The 14,696-nt window shown below is 35.9% G+C and carries 9 protein-coding genes; 2 read left to right on the forward strand and 7 right to left on the reverse strand.

The features are described 5' to 3' along the window. Positions 1-113: 113 nt before the first annotated feature. The 7 genes from ACFOY7_RS00595 to ACFOY7_RS00625 form a co-directional block, all read right to left on the reverse strand. Complete coding sequence (locus tag ACFOY7_RS00595; RefSeq protein ID WP_390248333.1) at positions 114-2,549, reverse strand: beta-glucosidase family protein; 2,436 nt, start codon at positions 2,547-2,549, stop codon at positions 114-116. A 209-nt stretch (positions 2,550-2,758) separates the two neighbouring features. Continuing rightward, the gene (locus tag ACFOY7_RS00600) at positions 2,759-3,775 is read right to left on the reverse strand and encodes a glycosyltransferase family 2 protein (RefSeq protein WP_390248335.1); all 1,017 of its coding nucleotides are present in this window, start codon (positions 3,773-3,775) and stop codon (positions 2,759-2,761) included. 14 nt (positions 3,776-3,789) lie between these two features. Continuing rightward, positions 3,790-4,419 carry a hypothetical protein gene (locus ACFOY7_RS00605; RefSeq protein WP_390248337.1) on the reverse strand — a complete coding sequence of 210 codons (630 nt, stop codon included), beginning with the start codon at positions 4,417-4,419 and terminating at the stop codon, positions 3,790-3,792. Positions 4,420-4,450: 31 nt separating this feature from the next. Further along, positions 4,451-6,874, reverse strand: coding sequence for a beta-glucosidase (locus tag ACFOY7_RS00610; protein WP_390248710.1), 2,424 nt, complete (start codon positions 6,872-6,874; stop codon positions 4,451-4,453). A 158-nt stretch (positions 6,875-7,032) separates the two neighbouring features. Beyond that, a complete protein-coding gene (locus ACFOY7_RS00615; protein ID WP_390248339.1) occupies positions 7,033-9,882 on the reverse strand; it encodes a glycoside hydrolase family 3 N-terminal domain-containing protein in 2,850 nt (949 codons plus the stop codon). Positions 9,883-10,240: 358 nt separating this feature from the next. After that, positions 10,241-11,695: a family 43 glycosylhydrolase gene (locus ACFOY7_RS00620; protein ID WP_390248341.1), complete on the reverse strand. Its 1,455-nt coding sequence runs from the start codon at positions 11,693-11,695 to the stop codon at positions 10,241-10,243. Positions 11,696-11,869: 174 nt separating this feature from the next. Beyond that, entirely contained in the window at positions 11,870-12,751 is an 882-nt protein-coding gene (locus ACFOY7_RS00625; RefSeq protein WP_390248343.1) for a LysR family transcriptional regulator, read from the reverse strand. A gap of 230 nt (positions 12,752-12,981) precedes the next feature. On the opposite strand from ACFOY7_RS00625, the gene glf reads away from it, so the two are divergent. Both glf and ACFOY7_RS00635 read left to right on the forward strand, forming a co-directional pair. Next, positions 12,982-14,082: a UDP-galactopyranose mutase gene (gene glf / locus ACFOY7_RS00630; protein WP_390248345.1), complete on the forward strand. Its 1,101-nt coding sequence runs from the start codon at positions 12,982-12,984 to the stop codon at positions 14,080-14,082. Between the two features lie 128 nt (positions 14,083-14,210). Next, positions 14,211-14,651, forward strand: coding sequence for a pentapeptide repeat-containing protein (locus ACFOY7_RS00635; protein ID WP_390248347.1), 441 nt, complete (start codon positions 14,211-14,213; stop codon positions 14,649-14,651). The last annotated feature ends 45 nt before the right edge of the window (positions 14,652-14,696 follow it).

The following is a 14,696-nucleotide window of genomic DNA, read 5'->3' on the forward strand; positions in this document are numbered from 1 at the left end:
CTTATTAGTTTTGGTGAGGTTTACCCATTAAGAAACACTGGCTCTTTTCCTATACTCAGTTAAAAACCTAACCATCTATTAATAAATAACAGATAGTTAGGTTTTTACAAATATTACTGACTTCCTTTTGTTTTCACTACTTTATGAATCTTCTGCAGTTTTACTTTTTCTTTTACAGTATGCCACAGACCTTTAAAAAAGTGTCCGTTCACCATCATTAGTATGCCATCAAGCATCGGCATATTCACAATTCCACCAGTCATTCTGGCAATTCCTCTAAACGGTAAGTTTAAAATAGACATCATTATAATATTTGCTGTACTTCTTTTTCCGATTTTCCATAAAAAGTGATGTGTAAACACAATCGTATGATAAGCAATTCTGCCAAAAAGGCCTTTTGCATACTGACATTGTGCGATTGTATCATTGTATCCTAAAGGCTTGTCCCGATCCCATGACGGGTCAGGCAGTTCTCTGCCAATTAATTGTTCAAATTCATCTTTTGAAACATTGTTTACTTTCCCAGTATAGTATGAATGCAACTTCTCTTTATCATATGGGAGCTGTGCATCTGTACCTTCTATATAAATAGTATCTGTTAATCGGATATCCGCACTTGATGACCCTATCATAATTTTATACTCTGCACTTTCTTTCTCCCACTGGTTTGTTGCTACATTAAAATATCGGAATGTTTTATCATCAAATGGTATTTGGATAGTCTTCGATTCACCTGCATTGATCAATACTTTCGTAAAACCCTTAAGTTCTTTACTTGGCCGAAATATCTTATCAGACCTGCATCCGACATAGAGTTGTGCTACTTCCATACCCGCTTTTGATCCAGTATTGGTTAAACGGAAACTTACACCCTGCCGATCAATATTTATGTCCGAGTATTCAAATGTTGTATAGCTAAGACCATATCCGAAAGGAAATAATACATTTATATCTGCTGTATCATAATAACGATAACCAATGAATAATCCTTCTCTATATTCAACTGTCGCTTCCCTGCCAGGGAAATGGCGGTAAGATGGAGTATCTTCATATTTTAGTGGATATGTTTCAGCTAATTTTCCAGAAGGATTTACATCACCTGATAATACTCTCAGTATAGCTCTTGCTCCTGCTTGTCCACCTAAATAGCTGTGCAATAAGCCTTTAACTTTATCGATCCAAGGCATCTCTACTGCAGACCCACAAGAAATGATAGCAATAATGTTGGGATTCACTTCATGTATCGCATGTAATAAATCAACCTGATTTTCAGGAATCTTCATATCTTTTCGGTCTAATCCTTCTGCTTCTGTCACTTCATCTAAGCCAATATACAATAGCACGACATCGGCCTTTTTAGCTAAAATACACGCCCTATCAATCATTTGTTGATTTCTCTTTCCATATCTTTCAAAACCAGGTTCATATCCTATACTTAAGATGCCTGATTCTTCAAAACTATCCATTGTATGATCTAGTATTGTTGGATTAACAAGCGAAGAACCTGCACCTTGATAACGGGCATTTTGAGCAAAGTCGCCGATTACTGCTACTTTTTTCCCGAATTTCAATGGGAGAATATCATCATCATTCTTCAGCAAAACAATAGACTCTTCTGCCACTTTCTGCGATACACGATGATGCTTTTCCATATCGAATTCGGTTTTACTGCGATCTATAGCGGATTCAGTAGAAAAAACCAAATCCAGTAATCGATCAACTGATTCGTCCAGAATAGCCTCATCTATTTCACCTTTTTTTATTGCAGCAATGATTTCCCGATCTGTTTCTCCTGAAGTTGTCGGCATTTCTAATTCATTTCCCGCTAATAAACCTTGCAAACGATCATTGCTGCCACCCCAATCGGTAATTACGGTGCCTGTGTAGCCCCATTCCCTTCTTAAGATGTCTTGCATTAAATGCTTATTTTCATTTGTATATGTACCATTTAACTTATTATATGATGACATAATAGACTTCGTATTTCCTTCTTTAACGGCAATTTCAAATGCTGTTAAATATATTTCTCTTAACGTTCGTTCATCAACAATTGTATCAATTGTCATTCTTTTCTCTTCCTGGTTATTTACTGCAAAGTGCTTAACACATGCCGATACCCCATGTGCTTGAATTCCTCTAATATACCCTGCAGCCATTTTTCCGGCAAGATAGGGATCCTCACTAAAGTATTCGAAGTTTCTTCCACATAAAGGATTTCTTTTCATATTCACGCCAGGACCTAATAAAACATGAACCTTTTGTGAAACAGCTTCCTCCCCAAGATACTCCCCAACTTTCTCGCCAAGTTCTGCATTCCAGCTGTTAGCAACTGTTGCAGCAGTCGGATAGCAGGTTGCCGGAACACCTTGATTAAGGCCCATCTTATTGGAAGCAACTGCTTGCCTTCTAATTCCATGAGGGCCATCTGCCAGAAATATACTGTTAATCCCAAGACGCTCAATGTCTTGAGTTTGCCAAAAATCTTTCCCAGACATTAAGGATGCTTTCTCTTCTAACGTCATTTCTGCAATTAGTTCTCCATATTTCATCATAATTCCTCGTTTATGTATTTGTTATTCCAACAGTAAATAGTTATTTATCGATAAGTACTTCACCTGTATTCTACTACAGAAAGACTCTATTTTCTAATACTTAGTACAGCGCTTTACTTCTATCAATATATTATCATAATTTTTCTAATTTCTACTGTTATTACAAAAGAAAAAGCAGAAACCTAAAAGATTCCTGCTTTTTCTTCTTAATTAAATCCAACTAATCTTTGGGAAATTTTGTATGCTCCAACAGAAATTCTTCTTCCTGCTCTTCCTGGTAAGTTGATTAATCTGCCCATTATTCCAAATTTCAAACTATGATATAACTGCAAATTATTCCTTTTCACGAATTTTAGCAATTCTTTCTTCTTTTGCAAGTTTTCAATTGTCCCTGATCTTATCAAGAGTATTGCAGAAACCACAGTTACAATCTCTAAATGCCTTAGCATATAATCTCTCAGGTTGTCATTCTCAATATTCTCCAGATTAACCTGGTTGATCATAAGTTTGTTTACTTTAATTTGCTGATCTATTCTCTTTATCATTATATCTTCTTGAACTGATTGGTCTTCTCTTCCAATGAAATACCGATAAAAATCAACATTTATATAATAGAGACTTTTTACATACTCTAATGGGGTGTATATATATAAATTATCTACATAAAAGGTATGCTTCGGAAGTGTTAATCCGCAATCTGTTAATAATTGAGTCCGATAGATGACTGAATGCATTAATATATATTGTCCCTTACGAAAACTCTTTACATCATCCCATGTAAAAACTGTTTCTTCAGGAAGTGCATTCTCATATCTCATAACCTTTTTATATTTTGCTCCATCTTTTTCATAGACAAAATTACTGATGACCAAATCTACTATATTGTTTTCTGATACTAAGTTTTTCAATTCTGATAGTATTTTCATATATGCTCTTATATCGACCCAATCATCACTATCCACTACTTTAAAATATCTCGCTGTGGCATTACGAATACCTGCATTAACCGCTTCGCCATGTCCTCCATTTTTTTGGTGGATCGCTTTAACAATTGTGGGGTACTTTGCTGCATACTCATCTGCAATGTCTGCTGTCTGATCAACAGAACCATCGTTCACAATCAGTATTTCTACAGATTCTCCTCCCGGTAACAGTGATTCAATACAATATCTCATATAATCTTGTGAATTATAACAAGGGATAACTATTGATAATAACTTCATGTTTTACACTACCTTTACTCTGCCTGTTTTTCTGGCTCTTGTTTGAAAATAATCTTAAAGATTGGATAGAACACCCAGAAAGAAATCGCACTATTAATTATCATGGTGATAACATCTGCTGTTGTTTCACCAACGGAACCAAGACCCCATGTATTCATTAATAAATCATATATTGGCGCTTTATAGAACCCTTGTGCTGCTGCTGCACCAATTGTAATAACAATATATGCAACTAAATACCAAAATGCTGCCACCCAAATATTACTGTTTGATTTGAATGTTATACTTCTTTGTGCAAAGAAGTTGATAATTTGTGCAATAGCTATTGTAATTTGAACAGCAAGGAAGTAGGCCAGTCCGCCACCGCCACCTGAAGAAAGTGCCCCCGCTGCATAATCAAAAACATAATACGGACTGCCATCAAAATTCTGACCAAACTGCATTATTTGAAAATTAGTACTTACTAATGATGTTTGTGCAAAAATACTCTTAAAAACTGGCATTAACACAAGTTGAAGGACTGTGATTCCATTACTTAATAAAAAGAACACTAAAAATTGGGCAGTATTTGGATGCTTTTCTTTATATCTCGCCCAGAATCCCAATGGACCTGTTGCTAATTTTGTTTCTTTTTCATTACTCAATTTTACCTCTCCTTTGTCGCATTTGTCACTACTAATTCGTACTTTTTGCGACCCTTAGCATCTTTCTTCTTTCCCTTAGGAAATGACGTAATCCTTTAAAGAATTGACCATTTACGATCATAAGCAGACCATCCAGCATTGGCATGTTTACTATACCACCAGTCATTCTAGCAATTCCTCTAAATGGCATATGATAGACGGACATCATGATTAAGTTAGCTGTTTCTCTTTTCCCTATTTTCTTCAAGAAGCTATGGGCAAAGTTAATTAAATGATAAGCAAACCTGGCTACTGCTCCTTTTGCATATTTGCACTGTGCAATTGTATCATTATAGCCTAAAGGTTTCGTTCGATCCCATGTTGATACAGGAACTTTACGACCAAGTAGCTGCTCAAATTCATCCACTGCTACATGATTAACTTTGCCGGTGTAGTACGAAGGTAGCACAGTTTTATCATACGGAATGGGAGCATTTGTCCCTTCAACGAACAGAGCATCTGTTAATCGAATATCTGTACTTGAAGCCCCAATCATGATCGTATAGGTTGCTTCTTCAATTTCCCATTTATTTGTTTTTACATTAAAATAACGGAATGTTTTGTCATCAAATGGAATTGATATTGTTTTCGTTTCACCAGCATTTAAAAATACTTTTTTAAATCCTTTTAATTCTTTCTCCGGTCTAAAGATAGCGTCAGATTGACAGGAAACATAAAGCTGTGCAGCTTCCCTTCCAGCAACATCTCCGGTATTTGTAATAGAGAAAGTCACTTTATCTTTGTGAACACTTATATCGGAATACTCAAACGATGTATAACTAAGCCCAAAACCAAATGGGAATAAAACATTTACATTTGCAGTATCATAATATCGATAGCCGATAAACATTGATTCACGGTACTCTACACTCACTTCTTTTCCAGGAAAGTTGTGGTATGCCGGAGTATCTTCATATTTAAATGGATATGTTTCTGCCAGTTTCCCTGATGGATTAACTTCACCAGTTAATACACGAAGAATTGCCTTTGCTCCAGCCTGACCACTTAAATAACCGTGAACTAAACCTTTCACATTATCAATCCAAGGCATCTCAACAGCAGACCCACATGATAAGACAACAACAATATTTTGATTCACTTTTGAGACTGCCTCTAATAATTCAATCTGGTTTTCTGGAATCTTCATATTTTGACGGTCAAGACCTTCTGCTTCCGTTACTTCGTCTAATCCTATATACAAAAGAACAACATCTGCTTCTTTTGCAAGAGCACAAGCTTTCTCTAATTTGTTTCGATTTCTTTTCCCGTAACGTTCAAAACCAGGTTCGAATCCAATGTTCTCTAAACCTGATAGTTCCAGACTATCTAGTGTACTATCAAGCATTGTTGGGTTAACGATAGAAGAACCTGCACCTTGATACCTGGCTTCTTTCGCAAAATCCCCAATCGTTGCTACTTTCTTGCCTTTTTTCAATGGTAAAATATTATCTTCATTTTTTAGCAGAACAATAGATTCCTCTGCAACTTGCTGTGCTACACTATGGTGTTCTTCTATATCAAACTCTTTTTTATATGGTTTCTCAAAAACTTCCTCTGTTGTGAATATTAAATCTAATAATCGATCCACACATTCATCAAGTACTTCTTCATTAATTTGACCGCTTTTCACAGCTTCTACTATTTCTTTATTCGTTTCTCCTGCAGTTGTTGGCATCTCCAGTTCATTACCCGCAATCAATCCTGCAACTCGGTCATTACTGCCACCCCAGTCAGTCACAACAACGCCGTCGAACTTCCATTCATCACGTAAAATCTCTCTCATTAAATGAAGATTTTCATTTGTATAGGCACCATTAAGCATGTTGTAAGAAGACATCACTGTTTTTGTTTGCCCTTCTTTAATCGCTATCTCAAAAGCTGTTAAATAAATTTCTCTCAATGTTCTCTCATCAACAATTGTATCAATCGACATACGTCTTTCCTCTTGATTATTAGCAGCAAAGTGCTTTACACAAGCAGAGATTCCGTGTGACTGGATTCCTTTAATATAACCTGCAGCCATTTTCCCGGCATGATAAGGATCTTCACTAAAATATTCAAAATTACGACCACACAATGGATCACGCTTCATATTTATACCAGGTCCAAGCAAGACATTTACTTTTTGTGCTACAGCTTCTTCACCTAGATATTGGCCAATTTTCTCACCTAATTCAGTATTCCAGCTATTGGCTACTGTTGCTGCCGTTGGAAAACATGTCGCAGGGATACTTTCATTCAGCCCAAGGTGGTCTGCTGCTTCAGCCTGCTTTCTAATTCCATGCGGCCCATCTGCAAGGAAGATATTATTAACCCCTAAACGCTCTATATCTTGTGTTTGCCAGAAATCTTTACCTGACATTAAGGATGCTTTTTCTTCTAAAGTCATCTTTTCGATAATTTCTCTATATTTCAATATTTTTTTTTCGGTTACAACTACATTTTCCATATGTCAGTCCTCTTTTGTATTTTCAGCGGCATCCCAATGGAATACCGCTGATTTGTTTTTTTCAAAATTAGATGATTGTACCCCTATGCGATTAAATTAATATTTCTCGTTCTATCTTCTTCGTCTTATTCTCTATTTCTCGAATTACGGAAAGTAAAGAAGAAACCAAGGATAATACCTAGACCAACAAGAATATCAACTACAATCGTAATAACTACCCACTGTGGTGTATCAGTACTTAATCCGCCATCTATTGCGTTACTGTTCGCTACATTATATAAAACATTTTTCGCAGCATCTCTCATTGCCCATAATGTATCATTACTATCTGTATTCATCTCTGGTACACCATATGGTGCTACACCTGTAAGAAGAATATCATTACCAGCACGTACAGCTAGCTCAGCAGTCATATACGGATAGGCATCTAAAATATAGAAATCTGTATTGACAACTCCTTTAAAGCCCCACTCATTACGTAAAACTTCTTTAAGCAAGCTTTCATCTGCACCAACCCATACACTACCAATACTGTTGAATGCTGACATCATTCCTGCTGCTCCGCCTTCTTTAACTGCAATTTCAAACGGTTTTAAATAAATTTCACGAATCGCTTGTTCATCACCCCACGTTAAAACACCTAACGTACGGTTATCTTCCTGATCATTTAATGCAAAGTGTTTGGCATAAACGAAACCACCTTGACTTTGATAACCTTCTGTAGTAGCTGCCGCAAATTTACCGGAAAGGTAAGGGTCTTCTGAATAATATTCAAAGTTTCTTCCAGCAAACGCTGTACGGTGAATATTCATTGCTGGAGCATACCAGCCTGTCACACCATATGCTAGTGCTTCCTTGCCGACTGCTTCCCCCATTTCTATAGCAAGCTCGATATTCCATGTAGACGCAAGCATTGCTTCAGCAGGGAATCCAATACCTGACATAGGATCTGCGGATATGAAATTATTAATACCTGCTGGTCCGTCATAATCTACTGTGGCTGGCTTACCTACTGATGCGATCTCAGCAGTTTTATACCCACCATTTGTCACAATTGTTACTAAGTCATTAACAGATAACTGGTCAAGTAAAGGCTCCCAGCTTTCGTCATCATAAGCTACACCTGTAAAATCGGATAATGTTAACCCATTGTCAGCATCTGTAACAGGTGCTGTATCATGTGTATCAGCTGGAACATCATAACGCTTACTGTTAACCATATCAACAAAACTTTGGTCTACTAATGTACCTTTTACTTCTTTTGTAGTACCATCTTCATCTGTAACAGTAAATGTTTCATTTTGGTCAATCTCGTTTAAATTTGCAAAGCCCTCAGCTCTAGAAAGATATGTGTCAATACTTCCTTCACCTGTAACTTCCTCATCAAACTGGTTTACTGCTACTTGGTTATCTGTAGAGCGTCCAGTATCATAAACAATTTCCGGAAGTGTTTTCGATCCTACATCCGCAATTTCCTCATGAGAGTTTCTCATCAGCTTAAGTTCATATTCACCTGCTTCGAGCACATAAGAACCATCAGCACTATATATTTTATTGTGATCATATGAAGCCATATCTTCTACTTGGAAAGAAAGTGTAACTACTTCAGACTCACCAGGTTCAAGAACATCCGTTTTACCAAATGCCGCTAGATTAATAGAAGATTTTTCAATTTCTCCAGTGTAAGGAGGAGTGAAATAAAGCTGTACCACTTCTTTACCTGCTACTGAACCTGTATTAGTAACCTCTACATCAACTGAGATATTGGAATCATCCCATACTAAACTGTCAGATACCACTTCTTGTTCGAATGTGGTATAGCTTAGACCATATCCAAATGGATATAAGATCTTTTCATCATAATTAATTGTTCCTAATTCTGCAGCGGTTTCATAATAGCGATAACCTACATAAATTCCTTCTGCCAAATCAACATATTTTAATGGGACACCTTTTGCATCTGCAGCTGTAGAATAAGTCCCATCCGCGTTCTCAACAACATAATCAAAATCACCGAAGTTAACAGCCGCAGGGGCATCAAGAACATCTTTCGCATAAACATCTACTGTTCTGCCCGATGGATTTAAGTCACCAGCTAGTACTCTGCCTAAAGAACCAAATCCACTTTGTCCCGGTCCTGCAATGTTTACTACACTCTTGATTTGATCGTAATCATTAACCCAATCCATTTCAAATGTATTCGCACTGTTAAGAATGACAATGATATTATCAAAGTTAGCCGTTACTGCATCAAGCATTCCAAGTTCTCTGTTCGTAAGTTCCAGATAATGCTTGTCAGGGTCTTGGTCATCATCAAAACCAAATCTCTGTCCGGTAGGTCCCTGTGGACTGCCATTCGGATCATAGGTATCTTCTCCATACAAACTTGTTGGAAGATCTGCACCTTCTCCACCAGAACGAGCAATAAAGATAACAGCTGTATCAGAAAATTCTTTTGCTTGGTTTATTAACTCTTCTGTGTAGAATTCCGGCTTAGGCTCAGGAATGGTAAAGTCTTGACCTTCAATACCTATTTCCGGTCTTTCCAAATCGGTTTCTGTATAAGCATTGTATAATTCCTCGTTAATCTCAATTCCTGCTGCTTCAAACCCTGCTTTAGGTGTAATGGCAGTTGATGCATCTGTACCACTTGAACCCCCACCACCGTAAATTGGGTTCGTAAAACTCCAACCAAATACATTAACTTTCGTTCCTTCTGCTAGTGGTAACGTATTCTCTTCATTTTGCAAAAGGATGATACCTTCATCTGTTATTTTCTCAACAACTTCTGTTGAGTTCTCACGTGCTTCAACAGCTTCACTGCTGGTCGTGTCAATTTTATTGAAATAAGCTGTAATAACATCGGAATAATAAACTAATGCACTATTTACTCCAATTGCAAGCACTAACAAAATACTCAATACTGTGCTCCATACGGCACGAAATTTTTTCTTGCTCCATTTTTTCTTTGCCATCTCACTAATTCCCCCCCTGTGGTAATAAAAAAATTTATGCGTTTGCATCAATGAAACTGTTATTTTACCTTTTTTTGCTCACTGATAACAAAACGAAAAGAAACAATCTGAAAATTGAATGTGTTTTCATGATTGTATTTTTAGAATACCTCAACTAAATTTTGATGACTATCAACGAAAAGTTAGGGGGTAGTAACTATTGGTTCACTCATATATGCCTAGTTACTCATAAATATTTGTGTAGCAAGGGGTTACAACATGCCAATTCCATTTGTGATCAGCACTGATTAGCAGTTCAAAAGACTCATTTTAAAATTTTTATAACATTTTTCTTTCGAAGTCATATAAATTTTACTCCTTAATTTAGGGAAAAAGATTTAAAATCAAGCTCACCTTTTCCTTTAAAAGTAAAATAAAGAGAATACGTTCCATTAGTTAATGAAGTTTCAGCACTGAAATTACTAAATTCCGAACTCGGAGTTACGTTAATTTGAGCAAATGGTTTTCCATCCTTTGATGTTGCCACATATATATACCCATTCGCACTCCCTCGTAACGTGAGAGAGATTTCCGTTAAATCTCTTAACTTGAAATACTTAAAACCAGCTACTGCTCCATCTTTCATATTCGCAATATATTGTGCAGGATTATCTTCTCTGTCCTTCCCACTCTGAGTGAAATAAGGATGATCTTTGAACGTAATATTCCCGAAATATACACCATATCTACCTGCACCTTTCCTTGATGTTAGATGGCAAGCAATCCTAGCTTCATATATCCCCTTTCCAACTAAGGGTCCATTATTTAAACCACTACTAGTCATCTCAACTTGAGAGATTGTCCCATCTTCCTTAATTTCTATTGGTTCAGCTGCACCCTGTCTAGAATAATGGTGTCTATTCGTTTGTCTATGATAAAATACATACCACTGCTTGTTAATCTCTACAATACTGCCATGGTTATTACCAATGTAGTTATTAGCATGCTGATCTGAATGGTAGCCATTAATATATAAATCACCATTACTTATAATTGTTCCTCTATAAACAAATCCACCTGTTGGACTTGTGCTTGTTGCATAGCACAATTCATGGCCATTAATAGAGGAATATACAAAATAGTAGATATCCTTTATTTTCCTAATGGAACTTGCTTCAAAAAACTCATGCCCTTCAAATCCCGTTCCACCGGCATCACCAGCTTTTGGAAAAAGTAATTCAGGTTTACCGATGACTGTTTTCATATCATTGGCTATTGGAATGACATATCCTCCATCAAATGTTTTTTTCTTTCCACCAGTTATAAATGCGGGAAGACCCTTTCTAGGTGCAAACCCTGAATATAAATACACACTGCCATCATCATCCACCAGTACACCTGGATCAAACAGGAAAGGATCACCACTTTTATTCCAAAATAAATCTCCATCAGCTTGGCTAACATAACCATAAAATTCAAACTTTCCAGCAGGTGAATCACTAACAGCAATTCCCATAATACTCCGGAATCCTAATGTATAGTATAAGTAATATCTGCCATCAAGGCCTTTTGCTAAATCCGGTGCAAACATTTGGTATATTCCTAATTTATTCATAGGATCTTGCTTTTTCCGATATATTACCCCTTCATAACGCCAATTAGCAAGGTCGTTTATGGAAGCAGACCAGCAGACGTAATCATTCATACAAAATAGTTTGCCATTAAACCGGTCATGTGATCCATAGATATAGACCCTGTCCCCAAACACATACGGCTCAGCATCTGGAATATATTCGTAACTTGGTAAATATGGGTTAAATGCCTCTTCTTTCATTTCCATACCCCCGTTTGATTTTTCATTAAACTATTTACCATAGCGTAGCTTATAACTAAGCAAATTACTATCAACCATTTGTTAGTGGCTAGTAACGAAAGGTTTCTTGAAATACACAACTTGCAAAAGTTTCCTTAGAAATAAAAAAATCGTTTCGATGGTTAACTAACCCCATCAAAACGATTTGCTTTTTTCCTTTATATAATTTTGAAACTGTGATACTGCTTTAGACTGAATATTTCTCTTTCTTAAAATCATATAAATATTTTGGGGAATTTTCTCTTTCAGACGGATGATTTTAAGATTTTCATTCCCTATCGCTTCTTCTACAAAATCAATGGAAATCGCCGCATATCCATTCGTCTCACACAGCCTATGGGCACTAATAATACTTCCATATTCATGAATAACATTTGGGGTGAAGCCTTTTTCTAGGCAAACCTCAACAAAACGGTGTTCTTTACCTTCGCCAACAGTTTTTAATACAATAGATTCTTTCTCTAAATCTATAATAGATATTTCATCATTAGCAGCTAATGGATGTGTCTTAGCAACAACAATTACCGCTTCACCTTGTGCTACTAATTCGGATTCACTGTTATCTATTTTCTCTGAATCCATCACTAAACCCAGATCAACGTCTTCCTGAAATACTTTATCTAAAGGATATTCATCAGGATATTCTTTTAATTTCACTTGTATATCAGGATAAATATCCGAGAAGCGAAACATATAGTCGACAGGTATCATTAATGTTGTTGAATAGGTGACGAAGACATTTAGAACCCCTTTTCGCCCACTTACAATGCTGATTTCCTTTTTGATATCTTCGATTAGATAGCGTAGGTGCTTTGCTCTGGCATGTAATAATTCGCCTGCTTCTGTCGCTTCTACCCCTCGTGGCCCCCGATAAAACAACTCTGTCTCTAGCTCTAATTCAAGTTGTTTGATCGTTTTACTAATGCCTTGTGGTGTAATGTATAAATCTTTAGCCGCTGCCGTGACACTCTTTTTCTCATAAACTTTTATGAAATAGTCTAACGCTTCTGTGTTCATATTAATCCCTTTCATGTTTAACGCACGTCATAATATAGTAAGTATAGCATATTTTAGTTAATAGTAATCGCTTTTAATAGATCATTTGTCCTGTTGTACATTATCTTTCTTCACAATTATACTAGACAATAAGATAATTAAATTGCTATATTATTTTTTATATATAAATACAAAATAGTTTAAATTATAGCTTATCACAGATTAATACTAATATGTAAGGGAGATCAATTATGTTATATGATTATTTAATCGTTGGAGCCGGTTTATTTGGCTCGATTTTTGCTTATGAAGCAAACAAAAGAGGGAAGAAATGTCTTGTTATTGATAAAAGAGACCATATCGGTGGGAATGTGTACACAGAAAATATAGAAGGTATTAATGTTCATAAATATGGCGCACATATTTTCCATACCAATAATCAGGAGATATGGAACTATGTAAATCAGTTTGCTGAATTCAATCGATATACGAATTCTCCTGTTGCCAATTATTATGGCGAAATCTATAATCTCCCATTTAATATGAATACATTTAATAAATTATGGGGTGTTACTACCCCAGAAGAAGCGAAACAAAAGATAAATGAACAAAAAGAATCAGCAAATATTTCTGTGCCAAATAATTTAGAAGAACAGGCTATCTCGCTAGTCGGAACGGATATATATGAAAAATTAATTAAAGGATATACAGAAAAACAATGGGGACGTTCTGCAAAAGAATTACCTTCCTTTATTATCAAAAGATTACCTGTTCGGTTTACATATGATAATAATTATTTCAATGATCGGTTCCAGGGCATTCCAGTTGGTGGGTATACCGGAATTATCGATAAGCTGTTAGAAGGAATTGAAGTACAGTTAAATACTGATTTTTTCACACATCGAAGTGAATTAATGAAATCAGCAAACAAGATTGTATATACAGGTATGATTGATCAATATTTTGATTATGAATATGGCACTTTAGAGTATCGAAGTCTAGAATTTAAGACAAGAGTAGAAGATACCGACAACTACCAAGGTAACGCTGTTGTAAATTATACAGACAGGGAAACACCTTATACAAGGATTATTGAACATAAACACTTTGAATTTGGCACCCAAGAAAAAACAGTGATTACCGAAGAATATCCGAAAGAATGGAAACAAGGGGACGAGCCATACTATCCTATCAATGATGAGAAGAATAATCTGATGTATAAAAAGTATAAGAAATTAGCTGATCAAGAAACGCGTGTAATTTTCGGAGGCAGATTGGCGACATATAAATATTATGATATGCATCAGGTAATTGGTTCTGTACTCCAGGTGGTAAAACAAGAATTTCAATAAAGATTCAACACACAAACGGGTAAAAATATTTCACATCTTTTTTTATGAGTTGGCATTTAAAAGAGGATTTCCAACCACCACATCGAATTATAATTATGATAAAAAAATTATAATTGGAGGTTATGAAAATGGCATTAGAGATCCAAAATGCAGACCTTGCAAAAGTAGATATTTCACGTTCAAAATGGGAAGAAGTAAACGCACAGGAAATGAGTATTGATAATGTTAGTTTAGCAAGAACCAAATTGCATAATGTCGACATGTCCGAATTAGATATTAATGACGTAAATCTGAGTGGAACAACCATTCAACACACAAACTTTAGTCATGCGTTATTGGATCATATCCATTTATACGGTACAGAATTTAAGCATATTGTTCTGCCAATGAAGGGAGAACATAACTATAATCCTGAAGGAAATTATAAACCGATATCCTTTCAAGATTGTGATCTCTCAAAAACCCAATTAAAGAATTGTAATTTATCAAACATGGAAATAACCGATTGTGATATTTCAGGACTTACGATCAATGGAATTGAAATAGAAGAGTTAATCAAGGGGAAATAGGTGAAGAAGTTCATTGATATAACTGCTCATTCAGGCTGTGATATG

It is taken from the genome of Gracilibacillus xinjiangensis (genome assembly GCF_042651765.1).
Classification (GTDB): Bacteria; Bacillota; Bacilli; order Bacillales; family Amphibacillaceae; genus Gracilibacillus; species Gracilibacillus xinjiangensis.